Source organism: Gilliamella sp. X-60 (assembly GCF_057063585.1).
Map to the genome: position 1 here is coordinate 150775 of NZ_JBXSQJ010000004.1, position 23226 is coordinate 174000.

The following is a 23226-nucleotide window of genomic DNA, read 5'->3' on the forward strand; positions in this document are numbered from 1 at the left end:
TTTTGTCAAAAATGATTTTTATTTAATTTTAAATAAAAAATAGCTGTGATATAACCGTACTGTTGTATTAACTCTCATAATTAGGAGCGAACCATGTCATACCATACAAGTAATGAAGAACACGCTATAGAGATCGTTAATATTGCTTCCTTAGAAGCATTAGTTAAAGCAAGAATGGAGGCTGGGGCGTTTGGTTATATCCGTGGTGGTGCCGAAGATGAATGGACAATGCGAGAAAATACCTTATCGTTTAATCGAAAAAAAATCGTTCCTCGAGTATTACAAGGTATTGATCACGCAGATTTATCAACAAAATTGTGGGATATCTCATTAAAAACACCCATTATTCAAGCACCGTCAGCAGCCCAAGGATTGGCTCATGAACAAGGCGAAAAGGACACCGCTAAAGGCGTCGCTGCAGCAGGTTCTATTTTCTGTATTAGTACTTATGCCAATACATCTATTGAAGATGCCGCAAATGCCGCGCCCAATGTACCGTATTTTTTTCAACTCTATATGAGTAAAGATGATAATTTTAATCGTTTTATTATCGATAAAGCCGTTAAAGCAGGCGCAAAAGCAATCATTTTAACAGTCGATTCAACGTTAGGTGGTTATCGCGAAGAAGATATCGTTAATAACTTTCAATTTCCACTCCCTATGAAAAATCTCAGTGCTTACAGTCAATCAAACGGCAATGGCGATGGTTCAGGTAAAGGCATTAGCGAAATTTATGCTGCTGCCAAACAAGGTATCGTTCCTTCTGATATTCAAAAAATTAAAGCCATGGCAAATTTACCTGTTATTGTAAAAGGAATTCAATCACCTGAAGATGCATCAATTGCAATATCTGCCGGCGCTGATGCGATTTGGATATCAAATCATGGCGGGCGACAATTAGATGGCGCTCCCGCTTCATTTGAGGTATTGCCTAGTATTGCAACAACTGTTGCCAAACGTGTTCCAATCATTTTTGACAGCGGTGTACGACGTGGTGAACATGTATTTAAAGCATTGGCAAGTGGCGCAGATCTTGTTGCTATTGGATGCCCTATTCTTTATGGTCTAAATTTAGGTGGCGCAGAGGGGTAAAATCAGTCTTTGATCATCTTAACAAAGAGCTGTCTATCACCATGCAATTAGCTGGCACAAAAACAATTGAAGATATTAAAAATACCCTATTAATTTAATGGTAGAAATTACTTGCTTCGGTTACAGTAGTTAAAAAAACGACTGTAATGAATATATATAAAACAAAACTAACGCCATATCATCAACAAGTGCTATGGCGATAATACCCTAGAAAAATAACCGTCATTGATTTGGCTAAACGTATTATGGTCAGTCATCCAACCATTGATAATACCCAAAAACCTAATTAAATATTAACTAACATGATGCCCATTGCATATACAACACAAAAACAAACCGCTTAATTTTTTACTAAGTTGTATGCCCATTATGAAGTAGTTACACAACTGTCACGTTTTAGGCTATATTTTTGTAAAAAATATTCAGGATTCTATACCGTTTCGTGATGAGTTAAAACTTAGAGTATCTTATTTGTTATAAAGTATTTTTCAGCAAAACGCCTTATTGTTATTAGGGGATTATTTTAATCATAAGGTGTAAACAATATAAATAATGCTTACAACTAAACCACAATATTAAATTAAATATTGCAAACCACAAAAAAAAAGTGTAATTTTTGTACTTAATTTAGTTAAAACTATTGATAATTGTAATAAACATTAAAAATATTTTCACACTACAACATTGAATAAATTCGAGCAACAAGTAAATGTAAGGATAATAGAGTTGTTGGCATGTCAATTCCCTCCATTATGTAGCATCATATTCATTAATTTGAATTCTTTTATACATAAATCTTATTGTTTTATCCTATGGTTAGGTTTATTAATTAATAAATATTACCTTTACATTAATACCATGCTCATCACTTCCAATGTTAATCACAATCTTATTAACTATACCTTAAATCCAATAAGTATTCATAAACTAAATTGGCTAAATAACTCATATTAATCTGAGTTAAAAAAGGGGCATAAAGGAGAAAACATGGGAAATCTGGAAAGCTTATTTAATTTAATATTAGCAGCAAAAATCAAACAAAACGATTCAGGCAAACGATGCCCACAATGTCAAGAAAAGGAAGGCGACTTAATTGTACTGCCAACTCGCTTGTCAATTTCTGGCCTCATGGGTAAAAACACAACACTTAAAAATAATCTTAAGGCAGACGTTGAACTGCCGCCTTTACCTAATTTTGCTCAAAAAATGGTATCGAATTTGCCATTGGAACACTCAAAATATTGCATACAAATGTTAAGACAAGGCTATTTATATGTCCTTGTCGATCACAAAAATGGCGAAAAAAAATGGCGTGCTTTTACTTCAAGCCCGTCAGGTTGCTTAATTGAATATAGCAATATGGACTCCATACCAAATACTCCAACAACCTATAGCTGTAACATTGCCACCGACGGAGCCGATGCCTCTTACATCAGTTTCAAAAACAGTAAAGAAATCTTTAAAATTCATTTTTTATTCAGTCCTAACAAAATAACCAATGAAAGGTTAGAGTTTTATCTAACCACGCCTGAATTTGAACTACAAGGCGTAACGCCAGATCAAATTCGTAGTGGTCAAAAATCCATAAAAGACGACGACCTACTATCCAATATTTTAGAGTTTTCAACTGCGATGAAAATAGCCGAACAAGAATCATTTTTACAGAGCAAAAGTCCCTATGATTTTAAAACAGGCGAACGAGACTACGCACGCCAGCAATTACAAGTAATACAATATATTTACGAACAACGCGCTTTTTTTGGTGATAAAAATATCATGCAATACTATTTTCGATATTTATCGCTTTATAAAAAATTAAAAGCACGTCAAGGTGCTGCAATTGTGGTGCCCGATGCTATTGGCATCACCCAAAGTTTAAATAGTCGACGTCATCAAGCCCTTGAAAAAGTAATGAAACCATGGATGGAAGGCAAAGATAATGAAGGCATATCCAACGAACACCGTTTAATCATTTTAAGACAACTATTAGGGTTTAAAGAATCGTTTCATCAGCACCGAATCAAGCAGATAATCAAACAAAATAAAAACTGGGAAAAGTTTTCAAGCTGGGGCAATGACAAAATCACTATCCCTTCTATTGGTGATATGGCAAATAATAAAAGAAGAGAAATCTTCCAAAAAGCCGAAGAAGGATTACTAGAGCAACAAACTAAAGAACTATCTCAAGAAGAGTTTAAAAAATTTTATTGGAATCGTCTATCTCAAGAAAAAATGGACAAATTTGAAAAAGAATTTAATGAGCTCAGTCAAAATGCAGAAGAACTGGCAGAAAAGCGTGCTGATGATTACATAAAATGGTTAAAATCGAGCCAGCTAATTTCTGCATTAGATTTATATGATGACACCCGTCCCATAGATGGCATTATGTTTCAATTACAAATGAGCGTTTGCCTGTGTGGAGTGAGCAGTTCAAAAAAAATTAGGCCAATTCTTGATGAATGGTGGCTTGAGCCTCAAATAACCCAAACCAATTTATGCATGCGCACCTATCTTCATAATAATAAAAATTTGATTAATGATATTAACGAATATCTCGATATCCAACAAAACATCGCGATCAACGAATCGAGTGATGATAATGGACAAATGCCTGATGTAGATAAAGCTATTAGCTTATTAAATAAATTGACCGATCATGTTAATCAAACCGATCGAGTGGTAGAAGTGATGGCAGAACGTGGCTTTCCAATAGCATTGTTATCAGTTACTTTTGCTGATTTAGTCAGAAGCTTTTTAAGAGTAACCACTCAAAAATTTAACCAAACCATTCAAAACCGTTTAGGTAATTTAATTTTTGCAGGTATTAAAACAAAAGCGCTTGAAATGTATGAATCGGGCTACAGCATTAATGGACATACATTTAAAGCCACACCCAAACGAGGCGCTCCACAAATAACACGTGTTGCTCGTAACAATTTTACCAATGCCGATTTAGTTAATACTAAAATTGCCATGATGATATTTGCATTTAGTGGCTACGAATCCGCTAAAAAATTAATCAATGGTCAATGGAACAACCCACGTGAATTTGCCGAATTAACCGCATCACTGCTGGGAAGCACAGCCGCAGGCGTACAAATATTCACCAGCGCCGTGCAATGCTGTATCGAAAACAACCCGAATTCAAGAACCGCAACGGTCACCTATAATGCCTTTGGTCGCTTCTTTTTATGGTCGGCGAGTTTATCATTAATTGCGGGTGGGATATCGGGGGTATTGGATTTTACAGATGCTAATAAAGCTAATAAAGAAAAAAATAAAGTTATAGCTTTTGCTTATTTTGCTAGAGGTCTTGCAACAATAGTGCTAAGCATTTCCCAATTTGTGGTCGTTTTAGGCACGCTAGTGCCATGGTTAGAGAATATTGTCACTAAAAGTATAGAGCGCACCATTTGGGTAAAATTAGCTGAAGCGGGGTTAACCATTGGTCAATTTTCTATTCGTGCTCAAGTCGCAGCTTTGTTTGCTATAGTTAATTATATTTCCTCTTTTATTATTGTTGTCAGCAGTTTATATATGATTATTGTTGATGATAATGCCATGCAAAAATGGTTTGACCGCTGCTGTTTTAGTAATAAACCTGATCGCAAAAAATTTGCTGACTTAGGCGAAGAACTGACCGAGTGGCATCAAGCACTACAGGAGACCTTTTAATATGTACGTTGGTGAATTTTTATTATGGTTTGGTAGCGCTATGAAAACCGAAACTCGCAAAAAATTAAAAATGGGTTATACCAGTGGTGATATGACGCTAAAAGAGGTTCAAAAAGATTACACGCAAGAATCCGTCAGTAATAACCCTCGCCCTATTGGCCCTTACTATGCTTATAACGATCGCTATTTAGAGATCCGTGGTGGCATGTTTGAAAATTTTAGGGGTATTCTGACTTGGATTAGTTTACTTATATTTATGATTCCTTATGTTAGCTGGAATTTAGGATTTGAAATAGCTTTAAATATATATAATCATGAAGATGACGGTATTATATCTGGGATATTTTTTATAATAACATACTTAATTATTACTGTAATTTTATCTTATTTATTGATTCGTTATTTTCGCTATATTTATCGCTTTGAACTGTTTACCATCCGCCATATTCGGGTACGGTTTAATCGAATCACAAGGCAAGTGTATATTCAACGCCCAAAATATTGTGGTGGCACAGTGGTATTTAAGTGGGAACATATTATGCCCGCTAACTTTGGCGAAACCGGCTCAGACATGGGCGGCACCAATATGGTTAACTTAATGACCTTTCACCCCTATAAAACCGGCTTCCCTGTTGCCCAATCGGTCGGCATTGGCAAAAATACCTATAACCCTCAAGACTATAAAGATGAATGGGAATTTATTCGCCGTTATATGGAGCACGGCCCCGAAAACTTGCCAAAACCACGCCTAAGCACCCATTTACCCATGCCTTTTCATGGCTTTGAGGGGCATATAAAGCCCATGATTCATGCAGCTAAAAATGCCCCAACGGCATGGGTGTATTTACTGCTTATTCCTGTATTTTTAATTTTATTACCGTTTTACACTATCGGCTACTTTATTTCGGAATGCCTATGCTGGCAACCTCGCTGGCCAAAAGTAATACGCCAAGCCGGCAAAGTGGGCAAACCGATCCCTAAAGAAACCACCTTATCGGACTATCCCCCTAAGGTACAACAAGCTATATTAGATAGCCGCTTGGAATGGGGTGTGCGTGACGAAAAAACAGGAAAGCTAGTTGATTATGGTAATTCTTAATATAAAAACACTTTTTAAAATAATAACAACAGGATGTAAAATCGATGTACGTTGGTGAATTTTTATTGTGGTTTGGTAGCGCTATGAAAGCCGAAACTCGCAAAAAAATGAAAATGGGTTATACCAATGGTGATATGACGCTAAAAGAGGTTCAAAAAGATTACACGCAAGAATCCGTCAGTAATCACCCTCGCTCTATTGGGCCTTACTATGCTTATAACGATCGCTATTTAGAGATCCGTGGTGGCATGTTTGAAAATTTTCGGGGTATTCTGACTTGGATTAGTTTACTTATATTTTTGATTCCTTGTTTCAGTGGATACTTGGGACTAAATACTTTACTGAAATTGTATAATCATGAGCGTAATAATATCATATCAGGTATATTTTCAATTACATTTCACTCAATTGTAGTTATTTTATTAACCTATTTATGTATCCGTTATTTCCGCTATATTTATCGCTTTGAACTATTTACCATCCGCCATATTCGGGTACGATTTAATCGAATCACAAGGCAAGTGTATATTCAACGCCCAAAATATTGTGGTGGCACAGTGGTATTTAAGTGGGAACATATTATGCCCGCTAACTTTGGCGAAACCGGCTCAGATATGGGGGGCACCAATATGGTTAACCTAATGACCTTTCATCCTTATAAAACCGGCTTCCCTGTTGCTCAATCAGTCGGCATTGGCAAAAACACCTATAACCCTCAAGACTATAAAGACGAATGGGAATTTATTCGCCGGTATATGGAGCACGGACCCGAAAACTTGCCAAAACCACGCCTAAGCACCCATTTACCCATGCCTTTTCATGGCTTTGAGGGGCATATAAAGCCCATGATTCATGCAGCTAAAAATGCACCAACGGCATGGGTGTATTTACTGCTTATTCCTGTATTTTTAATTTTATTACCGTTTTACACTATCGGCTACTTTATTTCGGAATGCCTATGCTGGCAACCTCGCTGGCCAAAAGTTATACGCCAAGCTGGTCAAGTGGGCAAACCCACACCAAAAGAAACCACCTTATCGGACTATCCCCTTAAGGTACAACAAGCTATATTAGATAGCCGCTTGGAATGGGGTGTGCGTGACGAAAAAACAGGAAAGCTAGTTGATTATGGTAATTCTTAATATAAAAAACATTTTTTAAAACAATAACAACAGGATTTAAAATCGATGTACGTTGGTGAATTTTTATTATGGTTTGGTAGCGCCATGAAAGCCGAAACTCGTAAAAAATTAAAAATGGATTATACCAGTGGTGATATGACGCTAAAAGAGGTTCAAAAAGATTACACGCAAGAATCCGTCAGTAATCACCCTCGCCCTATTGGACCTTACTATGCTTATAACGATCGCTATTTAGAGATCCGTGGCGGTATGTTTGAAAATTTTCGGGGGATTTTGACACGGTTTTGTTTTAAATGAGCCACTTTGGCTTGCTTGCATTATCCAACGGTCCAATGCCGATGATGTCAAATCCTATTGTGCAACGATTTCACTACGTGATTTACCGTGTTGATAAAGGCTGACCATTTGGTGTTTAAAATCATCATTGAATGTTCGTCTTTTTCGTTTAATCTTATTCATATTAGATCCTTTTTTAGTTGTGATAAGTTTACCTTACCCCTTAAAAAAGTTGAATGAATTAATGTAGCCGATCCACCAGCATTACAACATGAAAAAGAAACAAAAAATATAGCCAAACTAATCCAAGTAATAATCCCCCGAAAATTTTCAAACATCCCCCCTCGTATCTCTAAATAGCGATCGTTATAAGCATAATAAGCTCCAATCGGGCGTGGGTTATTACTGACTGACTCTTTGGTATAATCTTTGGCGACTTCGCTTAACTTCATATCACCACTAAAATAGCCCATTTTCAATTTTTTACGCGTTGCGGTTTTAATTGCACTACTTAACCAAAATAAATATTCACCAATATACATTAAAATGTCCCCTGAACTGCTTGATAAAACTCACTTAGCTCCTCGGTTAAGTCATCAAATTGATCACGTTTGGGATCTTTACTCAAGCAGCTTTGATCTAACCTTACTAATTAATCCCCTGAGTTCTCTTTTATAGGCTTTTCAGCTTGTTTTGCTATTTTTGTTTTTCTTTTTCGGCTGGCTTTTTTCTTGGGTCTTTTAAATTGACCATAGTCAATAAGTTCGCCTGTTTCGTCATCAATCACGCCCCACTCTTGGCTACTATCTAAAATCGCCTTTTGTACCTCGGGTGGGTAATCTGATAGGGTGGTTTCTTTTGGTAGCGGTTTACCGGGTTGCCCTGCTTGCCTAATCACTTTGGACCAACGTGGTTGCCAGCATAGGCATTCCGAAATAAAGTAACCCACCGTATAAAATGGCAATAAGATTAAAAAGACAGGAATTAACATTAAAAGTATGATCACACTGGGGTTATTTTTCGCTAGATGGATCATAGGGCGAATATGCCCTTCAATACCATGAAAGGGCATGGGTAAATGGGTGCTTAGGCGTGGTTTGGGCAGATTTTGGGGACCGTCTTCCATATAACGTCGGATAAATTCCCACTCATCTTTATAATCTTGGGGATCATAAGTGTTTTTACCGACGCCCACGGACTGTGCAACTGGAAAGCCAGTTTTATAAGGGTGAAAGGAGAACACATTAACTAAGTTGGTACCGCCCATATCCGAGCCTGTCTCGCCAAAATTAGAGGGCATAATATGTTCCCATTTAAACACTGCAGTACCGCCACAATATTTAGGGCGTTGTACATACACTTGCCGTGTTACCCGATTAAACCGTACCCGAATATGGCGAAGCGTGAATAATTCCAAGCGACAGACATAACGGAAGTAGCGGATGCATAAATACAATGAAACTAAAAATATAGTTGAATAAAATATTATTGCAAATATACTCACAGCAAAATTATGATATTCGTGATGATATAATTCAAGTATAGTGTTTAATCCTAGATCTCCACTAGAATAAGGAATAAAAAATATAGCAAAACTAATCCAAGTAATAATCCCCCGAAAATTTTCAAACATCCCCCCTCGTATCTCTAAATAGCGATCATTATAGGCATAATAAGGTCCTATCGGGCGTGGATTATGACTGACCGACTCTTTAGTATAATCTTTGGCGACTTCGCTTAACTTCATATCGCCACTAAAATAGCCCATTTTCAATTTTTTACGAGTTGCGGTTTTAATTGCACTACTGAACCAAAATAAATATTCACCAATATACATTAAAATGTCCCCTGAACTGCTTGATAAAACTCACTTAACTCCTCGGTTAAGTCATCAAATTGATCACGTTTGGGATCTTTACTAAAGCAGCAACGATCTAACCATTTTTGTAATGCATTATCGTCAAAGATGATAATTACGATAGTGGCTAACACAGTAAAAAAAGTTATAAAAAAATTAATACGAGCAAGAAGAATAGCGACCGATTTTATTGTTACTGCTTGCCCTAATAATAGGCCAACTGCTGCCACTCTGACCAACAAGGTTCGTTCAATACTTTGAGTTACAATCCTTTTTAGCCATGGGACTAAAGAACCTAATGCCACAAGGAATTGTGATATACTGAGCGCGAGGGTTGCCATTGCTCTAGCATAATAAGCTATTTCTATTATTTTATTTCGTTTACTTGCTTTTTTACCATCTATAAAATCAAAGTATACGGACATTCCTCCTGCCATTGCCGATAAGGTCGCACCCCATAAAAATATTCGGCCAAAGGCATTACGCGTTGTAATTGTGGTCATCGATTTTGGATCTCTACCGATACAACATTCAACAACACTAGTCCCTATTTGGAATATTGCAGCTATGGTTGTCATCCCTGATGCAACAAGTTCGGCTCGTTCTCGCCAATTTGTCCATTTGCCTTGTGTAATTTTTCGGATTGTGTCATAAGCGCTAAACCCGAAAACGATCATGGCAATTCGGGTATTAACCAGATCGGCATTTTGAAAATGCTCCCTCGCTCTACGGGTTATTTGTCCAGCGCCTTTTGCTGGGTCAGCGGTAAAACTTTTTCCACAAATATTAATGCGTAAACCATACAGCTTTCGCGCCTCTTTATTAATTCTAGACAAAATCATATTGCCAAAAAAGTTAAGAACTCGCTGTTCAGCCTGTGTTGAAGTTACCTTTAAAAAATGTCGTACTAAATCAGCAAATGAGATTGATAATAATGCAATAGGCAAGCCACGTGCCGCCAAGTCATCAATTATGGGACCCGTTTGATTAATATGGTCTGTGATTTTATTAAGTAAATCAACAGCGGTATCAATTGTTGATAGATGGTCAGTATTTGTAATAGGGCCATCGCTGATGATGATTTTTTTTTGCAAATCCAGATACTCATTAATTGTATCGATTATGCTTGTAATATTAAAACTATATGCACGCCAACATAAATTTTCACGGGTAATTTTGGAGGCACTCCACCACTTATCAAATTGTTTTCTTACAGAAGGCGAGCCGCTTGCACCACAGATACATGCACTGACTTGCAGAGTAAACTGAATGCCATCGAGTTTTTCGTTAGAGTCATAAAAATCTAGCGCTAGCAGCAGGTGTGCAGACTTTAACCACTTTATATAATCTTGGCTATGATTTTCTGCCTTTTGTTCGGCAAATTGACTTTTTTCATCAAATTTTTTTTGAAAGGTATCGAGCTTTTCTTGTGATAATCGGTTCCAATATTTTTCTTTAAATTCTTCTTCCGAGGCTTCTTGGGTATAGATATTATCAATGTTTTTCTTATACCGTTCTTGATCTTCATCAATATATCTATTCAAAATTTCTTTCATCTCATCGGATAGCTCTGGATCTGAGCCATATATTCTCAAGTAGTCATAATGTCGATTTTGCTTGTTTATCATTTGTTTAATGCGCATTTGACGGAATGAGTCTTTAAGCCCATAGAGCTGTCTAGAAATTAGTAAGCGGTGTTCGTTAGAAATGCCTTCATTATCTTTAGTTTCCATCCAAGGTTTCATATTTTGTTGTAATGCTTGATTGCGCCGATTATTTAAACTTTGAGTGATGCCGATAGCATCGTTGACAACAATGGCTGCACCTTGACGTTTTTTCAGCTTTTTGTATATCGACAAATAACGATAAAAATTCTTACCTATGGATGCATCATTAAAATTTGTACGCTTGGAGTAGACAAATTCTACGTTCTGTTTTTTTTGATATGCTTGACATCGCTCAGCTGATTGATTACCCCAAAAAGGCGTGTTATTTAAAAATTCCTCTTGGGTTGCTAGCTTTTCTGCTGTCGAAAATTCTAAAATATTGGGTGAAAATTCATCTGGTAATATTGATTTAACTCCATTGCGAATTTCATCGGGTGTTATGCCGTCAAGTAAATAGAGATCCTGATCTTCATATTTCGCTAATAGCTTTGCACTGATTTTATTAGGTGCAAATATAAAATAGATCTTAATGATATTTTCACTTTCTTTAAAACTAATATACGATGCATCGGCTCCATCAAATGCAATATTGCAGGTATAAGTAGGGGGAATATTACTTACGTTTTCAACATTTTTATGTTCAATCAAACACCCCTCTGGGCTAGAGGTAAATACACGCCATTTTTTGCCCGTGTTACGATGTTCTAAAACGTATAAATAACCTTGTCTAAGCATTTGTAAACAATACTTAGAATGTGTTAATGGTATATCTTTAACTTTTTTTTGCACAAAATTGGGTAATGGTGGTATATCATTGCGCGATAGGTAACCAGCTATAGACAAACGAGTTGGTAGCACAAATAAATTACCCTCTTTGTCTTGACAACTAGGACAACGTTTACCTGGATTTTGTTCATTTGTCTTCAATAGCCCTAGTAAATTATCAAGCGATGCCATGCTTTATTCCTTCTTGCCATTCATTAAAATATTGTTTAATTTTATTAATATCCTTATTATTAATAAGGTTAGCACATAGATCTTTATCTATTGATTGAAAAAACGATGGTGGTTGAGCCATGATATAGCTAACCATATAATTGAGTATGTGTTTATCAGGTTGCGTGTAACTTGCCATATACACCCATTCTAACAGCTGATTTAATGTTTTTTTCTGCTCTGTGGTTAATGTGTTATTTTGTTGATTTGTTGTAATGTATTCGTAATAATTATATGTCTGTGCAATATTAAGTTGTTGCCATTGGCGAGAGCTTATTTGATAGTTAATATCAGATAAGATTATTTCTGGTTTATGATGTAGTTCGATATAGTTATCATGCCAATAATACCAATACTCAATTACACCGAATAAGTTATCTAATTGTTGTTGATCAAAAATTCTAACTAAATGATTTAAAACTTTGGGGTCATAAAAACGAAAAAGATAATAGCTTCCATCATAGCGCATAAACATGGCATTACTAATTTGTTTTTGAATATAATTAATAGGATATAGTGAAAATAAGATCGCAATCGCTGCAGATTTTTTATCATTTAAGTTTTGAATAATATCTTCTAAAACCGATGTTGGCTTTGATTGCGCACTTTCGGCTATTGATTGTTTGGATATTGTGCAAAGCTGTAAGCATTCATAATCTGTCGATACAGTATCTTGCCTATCGCGAACAGGAACAATTGACTCAAAATCAAAATAATTTTTTAAAAAGAATTCATCATTGATTTTGGGATCAACAAGTAAATGTAATTTACCAAACTGCATTAAGTGCTGAGTAATTATTTGACTAATTTGGTTATCAGGTATTAAATTTTTCATTATTATCTTTCCACAAAAATAGCATGTTCGTTGGTTGAGTTTTCTTGAACTCCAGAACAAATAGGTGGTAATTTCGATTTAATGTCCATATTCGCCGACCCCATCTTTTGCAATACATTACATTTAAGATAGATATTATCCTGTGTGCCCAGTTCAATGCCTTCGCTGCTGATTTTGATATAAGAGCCACCACAGATTAGCGTTATCTCTTTGGCTGCTGTTATCTGCGTTTTACCATCCACACTATCCACTTTGATATCTTGCTTGGCGGCCATATTGAGGTTGGCGTTTTGAGCTTGCACTTCAATATCGCCTTGGTTGGCAAATAGTTTCATGCCCGCTTTTTGGGCAAATAAGCCAATCGCCTCGCCCGATGAAACAGTGACATTTTTTAAAGCGTTAATGTCGGTTTGATGTTCGCTGGTTAAGGTCAGGCTGTTAGCTGTTGTCAGTTGAATATTTTCAGGGCTGGTTAGAGCTATGCCTTCTTGCGCATAGGCTAAAATGCCACTTTGGGTTAGCTGAGTTAAGTTGGCTTTAAGTTGGTCTTGGCTGTCGGTATCGGCGCTGTGTGCTTCGGACTGGGTAGCGGCATTTTGTAGGGCTTTGGCAATGGATAAGGCATTTTCAATTTGGGCAATGGCCGCTTGCATATCGAGCTGTTTGCCTTGCGCTTTCGGCTGGGTTTGGGTGGTTAAGTATAAGCCTCTATTAGCGGCAATCGCCCCCCATTCGTCGGTGCGCAGTTCAAAGCCCTCACCACGGGGTTGTTTTTTTTCGTTAACTAAGTGACCTAGGTTAAGCTGAGTTTTGCCGTATTCGGTGGCCAGTTTAATATGCTCTTTCCCGCGTTTATCATCCATGCGCAGTTTGTTATTAGCTGGCGTGCGAATCACATTGCGGTGTTTGTTAATGGTGGTAATAGGGTCAGGGTGAGCACTGTCATGCATCGCATGGGCAATATACGGCCTATCGGGATTGCCCTGCATAAAGGCGATAGCCACTTCAGTGCCGTCAATTAAGGGAAAGTGAAAACCATAGGTGTTACCCGCATAAGGTTTGGCTAAGCGTACCCATAAGCTTTCGGTGCCACTTTTCCACTCTTTTAAATCAAAGTTAAATTTAACCCGATAGCGCCCTTGCGGGTCGATATAACCATAGGTGTCATGATTAGGACTGGTGACACGGGCAGGTAATGTGCCACTGACTTGTGGCCAGCGTATGGGCGCAGGGCGATAAGGTTTTAAGGCTTGATAAGGAATGGCGGTAAAGGTGAGTTCATAGGCATCAGTGCGATTACCCTGCCCCTGCACACTTAAAATAATGATACCGTCATTGATATCGGCCAGCGGACTGCCGTTGAGGTTAATCCATTGACCGGGGGCAAGGTTATAGCGGTTACTCTTGCCTTTGAGGATAATTTGCTGGCTAATCGCCTGTTCATGGCGAATACGCGCATACCACTGACCGCTTTCAATCTGATTCTCGTCATGCCTGTTATTCTCATTAAAGTTATTGCCATTATCACGATTATCATTATCATCATCATCGTTACTATCGCCACTATTTTGCCGGTTGTCTTGTCCGTTGCTATCTAAACCTTTATAGTGCTCGGCATAACGGTAGTCAGTGCCATAGGTGGTGCGGTCTTTGGGTTGGCTGTTAACTTCACCCTGTAAATCGGCGAGGGCATCACGGTAGTTATAGTCTTGTACTTTGACTGAACAGGCCACTACTTCACTATGCAGGCTGATATCCCAAACACTTTCAACGCCACTATCTGCCATGCCACTAGGCGGTTTATAGTCGATATCAGCGACCTGCGCATAGCCTTGCTCATAATCACTTAATACCATCACATCACAGTGGTGCTCAGCATGGGTTTCAAAGCGAAACCAAATACCGACATCGGCCAATAAGCGTTGAATAAAGGCAAGGTCACTTTCTTGCCATTGGGTGATAAACTCCCGCTCAGGGTAGCTATCTTTTAGCTCTAGACGGTAATCAATGCCCGTCAAACCATGACTGCGTAGCACTTTTTCAACCACACTGACCACGCTTTGATTTTGAAATATGGCACTATGTTGCCCAATATCTAGCCGTGCTAAGCACGAAGATAACACCACCTGATAATGGGCTTCATCTTTATTGACTGATAACTGACTAAACTCAGTAATCACCCCATGTAAGGTACGTTTATTAGTCAACGTGGGCAAATCACTTAACGAGCGGATAGCGGAAGTTAACGGTTTGTTGATAACGGGATTAAAGGAGAAAGTCGATTTTTGATTAAGAAAGGAATCAGGCGATAAGGTTTTGTCAGTACTAGTAAAGGAGATAACATAACGCCAAGGCTGGTTTAACGACTCATCACCGTCGACATGTAAAACCGACATCGGCGCTTCCAGCCCGTCAACCGTTAAGGTATAGCGATTATGACTAACGCCATCTAAGCCCGCCATTAAATCGCTAAACCCGCCACCAAGCTGACCCAGAAGACGATTAAGTTCGTTTGACATGTTTCCCCCCTGTTATTTCTAAAATTAATACCGTCTACTTTTTATTATGCGATTGGTTTATCGCTATATCATTATTTTTATGCTGACTATTTTCAATGTAAGCGATAATGCAAACAGAGTATAAACGATTTTAACGCAAAATTTAACTTTTTTAATCAATGTCTTTGTTTAATATGAATAATTTCAGTTAGTTAAAACGGTAACTGATAGTGGCTTAACGCCTTTATTAAACAAGCGATTTAAGCAACGTTAGGCTTTATCGATAAAAAATTTAACTTATTAAATTTAAAATAATTTTATTCTGAAACGGTATAGACTCCTGAATATTTTTTACAAAATTAACCTATTTTAATTTGTTTAAGAAGAGTGATAAATTTCAAATAAAGCAAAAACGCATTAATGGATCGGCTACACTAATTCATACAACTTTTTTAAGGGGTAAAGTAAACTTATCACAACTAAAAAAGGAACTAATATGAATAAGATTAAACACAAAAGACGAACATTCACTGATGATTTTAAACACCAAATGGTCAGTCTTTATCAACATGGTAAATCACGTAGTGAAATCGTTGCACAATAGGATTTGACACCATCAGCATTGGACCGTTGGATAACGCAAGCAAGCCAAAGTGGCTTATTTAAAACAAAAGATAATCGTAGTCCACAAGAACAAGAGTTAATCGCTTTGCGCAAAGAGCTTAAACAACTCCGTATGGAAAACAATATTCTAAAGTAAGCAGCACTGATAATAGGGCGAAAATCACTGTCCTAAAAGCAAATCGACCTCGTTATAGTATAACAAAGCTATGTCAATATTTAGGATTATCAAGACAAATAGAATCAAGGAGCGCGACCAGATCGATGTTTTTTGATATGTGAAAAATGGAAGAAATTATTAACCTTAGATTTATTCAAAATAAAGCAATAAAAAAGCCCGCAGATAGAAAAATAACAACAAATCAGCTATGATATGGCACCTATAACAGTTAGCGATAAAATGCCTAATAAGAAAGTAAAAATCGGTTACTTTCTTATTAGGCAATACCTATTTTTTATTTAGGAATTTTGAAAATATGACTTCTAATAACCCCCAATCAATGTCCGGAACGCAACAACGAGATCAACTACAACGCCAAATATGGAAAATTGCCGACGAGGTCCGCGGTGCTGTTGATGGTTGGGATTTTAAGCAATATGTTTTAGGTTCATTATTTTACCGATTTATTAGTGAAAATTTTGCCAATTATATTGAAGGTGGTGAAGAAGGTATCGATTACAGCACATTATCCGATGATGTCATTACCGATGAAGTTAAAAAAGACGCAATAAAAACCAAAGGCTATTTTATTTATCCTAGCCAATTATTTTGTAAAATTGTAGCTCAAGCCAATACCAATTCAAGTTTAAATACTGATTTAAAAAATATTTTTAATGCGATTGAAAGTTCAGCTAATGGTTACCCGTCAGAAAGCGATATTAAAGGATTATTTGCCGATTTTGATACTACCAGTAACCGATTAGGTAATACCGTTGCCGATAAAAACAAACGGTTAGCGGCGGTACTTAATGGTGTTGCCGAACTCGATTTTGGTGATTTTGCCGACAATCAAATCGATCTGTTTGGCGATGCTTATGAGTTTTTGATCTCTAATTATGCCTCGAATGCTGGTAAATCTGGTGGTGAATTTTTTACGCCACCGAATGTATCGAAATTGATCTCACAATTAGCCTTACATAATCAAACAAAGGTCAATAAAATCTATGATCCAGCGGCAGGTTCGGGTTCTTTATTGTTACAAGCGAAAAAACAGTTTGATGAACATATCATTGAGGATGGATTCTTCGGTCAAGAGATTAATCATACCACCTATAACCTTGCTCGAATGAATATGTTTTTACACAATATCAACTATGATAAATTCGAAATTGCTTTAGGCGACACGCTACTTAATCCAAAATTTGGCGACGAAAAGCTATTTGATGCAATCGTTTCGAATCCACCCTATTCAATTAAATGGATTGGCAGTGACGATCCAACCTTAATTAATGATGACCGATATGCACCTGCTGGCGTACTAGCACCAAAATCGAAAGCCGATTTTGCCTTTATTATGCACGCACTAAGTTATCTGTCCGAGTGTGGGCGAGCTGCGATTGTTACCTTTCCGGGGATATTTTATCGTGGTGGTGCGGAACAAAAAATTCGCAAATATTTGGTCGATAATGATTTTGTTGAAACCGTAATCTCGCTCGCACCAAATTTATTTTATGGAACATCGATTGCGGTTAATATTTTGGTGCTTGCTAAAAATAAAACCGTCAAAACGACACAATTTATTGATGCCAGTGGACTGTTTAAAAAAGAGACCAATAATAATGTGCTCACTGATGAACATATTCAAGAAATTATGCAAGTATTTGATAGCAAGCAAGATATCGAATATTTTGCTAAATCGGTCGATAATCAAACCATTGCGCAAAATGACTATAATTTATCAGTCAGTTCGTATATTGAAGCCAAAGATACCCGTGAAGTGATTGATATCACCCAGCTTAATGCCAAAATAAAAGATACAGTAGCTAAAATTGATAGTTTACGTTGCCAAATCGATGCAATTGTGGCGGAGATTGAGGGATGATTATGCGTAATAATATAACTGAATTACTAAAAGGTGTTGAGGTTGAGTGGAAGACGCTGGGGGAAGTGGCTAAAATATCTTCAGGAGGAACACCAAAAACAAATATTTCTGAATATTATGGCGGTGATATCCCTTGGTTGCGAACACAAGAAATAAATTTTGGAAATATTTGGGATACAGGTGTAAAAATTACAGAAAAAGGAGTAAATAATTCAAGCGCAAAATGGATACCGAAAAATTGTGTAATTATTGCTATGTATGGTGCTACAGTTGGAAAAGTAGGTATTAATAAAATACCCATGACGACTAATCAAGCATGTGCAAATATAAATCTTGATAGAAAGATAGCAAATTATAGATATATATTTCATTTTTTATCTAGTAAATATACATATATAAAATCACTTGGTACTGGTACACAAACAAATATTAATGCTCAGATTATTAGAAAACTTGAGATCCCCATCCCCCCTCTACACGTTCAAACCGAAATCGTCCGTATTTTAGACACATTTACAGCCCTCACAGCAGAGCTCACAGCAGAGCTCACAGCAGAGTTTACTGCACGGAAAAAACAATACAACTATTATCGAGATAAATTGTTGACCTTTAAAGAGGATGAGGTTGAGTGGAAATTAATAAGTGAATTTGCTTCTTTAAAAAGAGGGATTCGTGTTACCCGAAACCAATTGTCACAAAAAAATGGTTATCATGTTTACCAAAATAGTTTAACTCCCTTAGGTTATTACGAAAAAGCTAATACTAAAGAAAATACAACATTTATAATAAGCGCAGGTGCAGCAGGCGAAATTGGTTATAGTTCGGAAAAATTTTGGGCTGCCGATGACTGTTTTTATTTTGAATGCTCAAAAAATTTATTAAATAGATATTTATTTTATGTATTAAAAAACAAACAGGAATATATTTCATCTCAAGTAAGAAGATCAAGTATTCCTAGACTACCACGTACGATTATTGAAAAATTAAAAATCCCTATTCCCCCACTCAAGGAACAAGCTCGTATTGTCGAAATCTTAGATAAATTCGATGCGCTCACCAATTCAATCACCGAGGGTTTACCGCGTGAGATTGCATTACGCCAAAAACAATATGAATATTATCGGAATTTATTATTAGACTTTCCGAAAGTGCAAGAATAATAAGATAGAGTTATAAAAAAATGAATGCCACATTAAGGAATATTGCTGAAAAGCTGGATAAAAACAATAGAAAAGTCCAATTAATATATGCATTTAACGGAACTGGTAAAACACGTTTATCTCAAACCTTTAAGAATTTAATTATATCGCAACGTAAAGATGATAAAGAGAATAATGCAGCCTTAACAAGGCACAATATCCTGTACTATAACGCTTTTACTGAGGATTTATTTGCTTGGGATAATGATAAACACCAAGAGGGTGAACATCAGTTAATCATACAACCTAACTCATTTACTGACTGGATTTTAAAAGACCAAGGACAAGACCAAAATATTGTTCGTTACTTTCAATCCTATACTCACCAAAGATTACTGCCACATTTCAACGAGGATTTTTCTGCTATTAGTTTTTCGCTAGCAGGGGATAATGATCAGCGTATTGATAATATTAAAATCTCCAAAGGCGAAGAAAACAATTTAATTTGGAGCATTTTTTTTACACTGATTAACTTAGTTATTGCAGAGCGCAATATTACTGACAAAAGCGAACGCTCGACTAATGAATTTGACCATTTACGCTATATTTTTATTGATGACCCCGTCAGTTCATTGGACGAAAATCACCTTATCCAATTGGCGGTAGATATTGCCCAATTAATCAAATCCAGTGAATTCGAATCCAGTAGAACTGATATTAAATTTATTATTACGACCCATAACCCACTGTTTTATAATGTGCTTTATAATGAATTAGGTTTAAAAAATGGTTATATTTTAAGACGATTTGAGGACGGTAAATTTGCATTAGAAGATAAAAAAGGCGATTCAAATCACTGTTTTTCTTATCATCTTTATTTAAAAGATATTTTACAACAAGCCATTCGCGAACAAAAAATTGAAAAATATCATTTTACCCTATTACGTAACTTATATGAAAAAACCGCCGGTTTTTTAGGCTATCCGCAATGGTCAGAATTATTGCCTGACGATAAACAAGTTTATTTAACACGAATTATCAATTTTACAAGTCATTCAAAATTATCCAATGAAATGATCCCTGAACCTTCCGAGCCTGAAAAGCAGATTGTTGCCTTTTTACTTAATCATCTACTCGAAAATTATAATTTTAAATAACTGGAATAGAATATGACGACTTATACAAAACCAATTGCCGAAACCAATAGCTACATTATTTTAGATAACTACAACAAGCTTGAAGAGACGGCAGCTGTTTATCAGACTGAAACGGATTTAGAAAACGAATTTATTCATGATTTAACTCGACAAGGTTATGAATATTTACCTAATTTAAATACGCATGCAAAGTTATTAGCCAATATTCGCGAGCAATTACAAACACTCAATAAAATGCAATTTACTGATGATGAATGGCGACGTTTTGTATTAGAGTATTTAGATAAACCCAATGAATCGATGATCGATAAAAGTCGCAAAATCCACCACGATCATATTTATGATTTTGTTTTTGATGATGGCCATATTCAAAATATCAAGCTGTTAGATAAAAAAGATGTCACCAATAATAAATTACAAGTTATCCGTCAATTTCAGCAAACTGGCAATTATGCAAATCGTTATGATGTGACGATTTTAGTGAATGGCTTGCCCCTTGTGCAAGTTGAATTAAAAAAGCGGGGTATTGCCATTCGTGAAGCCTTTAACCAAGTGCATCGTTACAGTAAAGAGAGTTTTAATCAAGACAACTCACTATTTAAATATTTACAACTATTTGTTATCTCAAATGGCACCGACACCCGCTATTTTGCTAACACCACTAAGCGCGATAAAAACAGCTTTGATTTTACAATGAATTGGGCAAATGTTAAAAATGAGCCGATAAAAGATCTAAAAGACTTTACTGCCACCTTTTTTGCCAGCCGAACGCTGTTAAATGTGTTACTGACTTATTCGGTGCTTGATGTGAATGACACATTATTAATTATGCGCCCTTACCAAATTGCCGCCACCGAGCGTATATTGTGGCAAATCATTAGCGCTTATCATGCCAAAAAGTGGAGTAGCTTACAAAGTGGCGGTTTTATTTGGCACACAACAGGATCAGGCAAAACATTAACCAGTTTTAAAACGGCGCGGTTAGCCACCGAACTGGAATTTATTGATAAAGTCTTTTTTGTGGTGGATCGTAAAGATCTGGATTATCAAACCATGAAAGAGTATCAAAAATTTTCAAAAGATAGTGTCAATGGCTCAAATAGTACCGCTGGACTTAAACGCAATATTGAGAAAACCGATAATAAAATTATTGTCACCACGATTCAAAAGCTTAATAATTTAATGAAAAGCGACGATAGTTTAGCAATCTATGATAAACATGTGGTATTTATTTTTGACGAAGCGCACCGCTCTCAGTTTGGTGAAGCTCAAAAAAATTTAAAGCGTAAATTTAAAAAGTATTACCAATTTGGTTTTACTGGCACGCCGATTATGCATACTAACGCAATAGGAACACAAACCACGGCAGATGTTTTTGGTCGTGAACTGCACGCTTATGTATTAACCGATGCAATTCGTGACGAAAAGGTACTAAAATTTAAAGTTGACTATAATGATGTGCGCCCTAATTTTAAATCGATAGAGCAAGAACAAGATCTCGAAAAACTTAGCGCTGCTGAAAATAAAAAAGCACTGCTCCACCCAAACCGTATTGAGCAAATCACACAATATATTTTGAATAATTTTAAACAAAAAACCCACCGCTTAATGGGCAAAAGTAAAGGGTTTAATGCCATGTTTGCAGTAAGTAGTGTCGATGCGGCTAAACTCTATTATGAATCATTCAAAAAATTACAAAAAAATGCCAATCAGCCATTAAAAATAGCCACGATATTTTCTTATTCTGCCAATGAAGAACAAGATGCACAGGGTAATTTTGCCGATGAAAGTTTTGAAACCGATGCCTTAAATCAAAGTGCTAAAGAGTTTTTAGCTGCTGCGATAGCAGATTATAATCAGATGTTTAAAACTAACTTTGATGTCAGTTGCGATCAATTTCAAAACTATTATCGTGATCTGTCTTTAAAAGTAAAAAATCAAGAAGTCGATCTATTAATTGTCGTTGGCATGTTCTTAACTGGCTTTGATGCGCCAACGCTCAATACGTTATTTGTCGATAAAAACCTGCGATACCATGGATTAATTCAAGCCTTTTCACGCACCAATCGAATCTATAATGCCACTAAAACCTTTGGCAATATTGTGGCGTTCCGTGATTTAGAACAAGCCACCATTGATGCGATAAAAACATTTGGTAAAAGTAATACTCGTGAAGTGGTGTTAGAAAAAAGCTTTAAGGAATACATGGAAGGGTTTACTGATAAAAGTTCAGGCGAATTGCACCATGGCTATTTAGCTATCGTTACCGAGTTGCAAGATAAATTCCCACATCCTGACGAAATTATTACCGACAAAGATAAAAAAGCGTTTGTTAAATTATTTGGCGAATACTTGCGTGCTGACAATGTGTTGCAAAATTATGATGAATTTGTTGCATTAAAAGATTTCCAACAATTAGATATGACTGATGAGCAAGCGGTTTTAGCGTTTAAAAACAAGCATTATGTGACTGATGAAGATCTGCAAAAAATGCAAGCAGTTAAACTACCAACTGACCGCGCAATTCAAAATTATCGTTCAACTTATAATGATATTCGTGATTGGCTACGCCGAGAAAAAGAAGCCAATCAACAAGATCAGCAAAGATTTGACTGGGATGATGTGGTTTTCGAAATTGATCTATTAAAATCGCAAGAGATCAATCTGGATTATATTCTTGAGTTAATTTATGAACAAAATAAGCAAGAAAAAACCAAACAAGACATTGTCGAAGATGCTCAGCGATTAATTCGATCGAGTTTAGAAAATCGCGCTAAAGAGGAGCTAGTTGTCGAATTTATAAAACAAACCGATCTTGACGCTATTCCAGATAAAGCCTCGATTATTGATGCGTTTTTCTTATATGCACAGCAAGAGTTACAGGTAGAACTAAATACCTTAATTGAAGAAGAAAATTTAAACGAAGCAGCCACAAAACGCTATATTGCCTCGTCGTTGAAGCGAGAGTATGCAACTGAAAATGGCACAGAGCTGAACGAGATTCTACCTAAAATGAGTCCACTTAATCCTCAATATTTAATTAAAAAGAGCCGTGTTTTTGAAAAAATCGCCGCATTGGTTGAAAAATTTAAGGGCGTTGGTGGTAAAATTTAATTGTTAACAGTTAAA

At 36.5% G+C, this 23226-nt stretch carries 14 protein-coding genes and 1 pseudogene; 10 read left to right on the plus strand and 5 right to left on the minus strand.

Annotated features, from left to right (window positions below):
- The first annotated feature begins 93 nt into the window (after positions 1–93).
- The 5 genes and pseudogenes from ACYIAM_RS03815 (at position 94) to ACYIAM_RS03835 (ending at position 7305) form a co-directional block, all read left to right on the plus strand.
- Positions 94–1190 (plus strand): annotated as a pseudogene (locus ACYIAM_RS03815) (lactate oxidase).
- An 889-nt stretch (positions 1191–2079) separates the two neighbouring features.
- Positions 2080–4767 (plus strand): T6SS effector BTH_I2691 family protein, encoded by a 2688-nt coding sequence (locus ACYIAM_RS03820; protein WP_483747306.1) that lies wholly within the window; start codon positions 2080–2082, stop codon positions 4765–4767.
- A 1-nt stretch (position 4768) separates the two neighbouring features.
- Positions 4769–5866, plus strand: a complete 1098-nt coding sequence (locus ACYIAM_RS03825; protein WP_483747307.1) for a DUF6708 domain-containing protein — start codon at positions 4769–4771, stop codon at positions 5864–5866.
- Between the two features lie 44 nt (positions 5867–5910).
- On the plus strand, positions 5911–7008 hold the full coding sequence (locus ACYIAM_RS03830; RefSeq protein ID WP_483747308.1) for a DUF6708 domain-containing protein: 1098 nt from the start codon (positions 5911–5913) through the stop codon (positions 7006–7008).
- Between the two features lie 45 nt (positions 7009–7053).
- Entirely contained in the window at positions 7054–7305 is a 252-nt protein-coding gene (locus tag ACYIAM_RS03835) for a hypothetical protein (protein WP_483747309.1), read from the plus strand.
- A 158-nt stretch (positions 7306–7463) separates the two neighbouring features.
- Here ACYIAM_RS03835 and ACYIAM_RS03840 read toward each other — a convergent pair whose 3' ends face one another.
- The 5 genes from ACYIAM_RS03840 to ACYIAM_RS03860 form a co-directional block, all read right to left on the minus strand.
- On the minus strand, positions 7464–7826 hold the full coding sequence (locus ACYIAM_RS03840) for a hypothetical protein (RefSeq protein ID WP_483747310.1): 363 nt from the start codon (positions 7824–7826) through the stop codon (positions 7464–7466).
- Positions 7827–7936: 110 nt separating this feature from the next.
- Positions 7937–9121, minus strand: coding sequence for a DUF6708 domain-containing protein (locus tag ACYIAM_RS03845; protein WP_483747311.1), 1185 nt, complete (start codon positions 9119–9121; stop codon positions 7937–7939).
- Positions 9121–11766: a T6SS effector BTH_I2691 family protein gene (locus tag ACYIAM_RS03850; protein WP_483747312.1), complete on the minus strand. Its 2646-nt coding sequence runs from the start codon at positions 11764–11766 to the stop codon at positions 9121–9123. The genes ACYIAM_RS03845 and ACYIAM_RS03850 overlap by 1 nt, the downstream gene beginning before the upstream one ends.
- A complete protein-coding gene (locus ACYIAM_RS03855; protein WP_483747313.1) occupies positions 11753–12640 on the minus strand; it encodes a DUF4123 domain-containing protein in 888 nt (295 codons plus the stop codon). The genes ACYIAM_RS03850 and ACYIAM_RS03855 overlap by 14 nt, the downstream gene beginning before the upstream one ends.
- 2 nt (positions 12641–12642) lie before the next feature.
- The gene (locus ACYIAM_RS03860; RefSeq protein ID WP_483747314.1) at positions 12643–15159 is read right to left on the minus strand and encodes a type VI secretion system Vgr family protein; all 2517 of its coding nucleotides are present in this window, start codon (positions 15157–15159) and stop codon (positions 12643–12645) included.
- 586 nt (positions 15160–15745) lie between these two features.
- Between ACYIAM_RS03860 and ACYIAM_RS03865 the strand changes: the two genes are divergently transcribed.
- From ACYIAM_RS03865 to ACYIAM_RS03885, 5 genes are all read left to right on the plus strand, one after another.
- Positions 15746–15898, plus strand: coding sequence for a transposase (locus ACYIAM_RS03865; protein ID WP_483747315.1), 153 nt, complete (start codon positions 15746–15748; stop codon positions 15896–15898).
- Positions 15899–16259: 361 nt separating this feature from the next.
- Positions 16260–17801 carry a type I restriction-modification system subunit M gene (locus ACYIAM_RS03870; protein WP_483747331.1) on the plus strand — a complete coding sequence of 514 codons (1542 nt, stop codon included), beginning with the start codon at positions 16260–16262 and terminating at the stop codon, positions 17799–17801.
- Positions 17802–17803: 2 nt separating this feature from the next.
- Complete coding sequence (locus tag ACYIAM_RS03875) at positions 17804–18961, plus strand: restriction endonuclease subunit S (RefSeq protein ID WP_483747316.1); 1158 nt, start codon at positions 17804–17806, stop codon at positions 18959–18961.
- A 20-nt stretch (positions 18962–18981) separates the two neighbouring features.
- Positions 18982–20097 carry an anticodon nuclease gene (locus ACYIAM_RS03880; RefSeq protein WP_483747317.1) on the plus strand — a complete coding sequence of 372 codons (1116 nt, stop codon included), beginning with the start codon at positions 18982–18984 and terminating at the stop codon, positions 20095–20097.
- Positions 20098–20109: 12 nt separating this feature from the next.
- Positions 20110–23211 (plus strand): type I restriction endonuclease subunit R, encoded by a 3102-nt coding sequence (locus ACYIAM_RS03885; protein ID WP_483747318.1) that lies wholly within the window; start codon positions 20110–20112, stop codon positions 23209–23211.
- Positions 23212–23226: the final 15 nt, after the last annotated feature.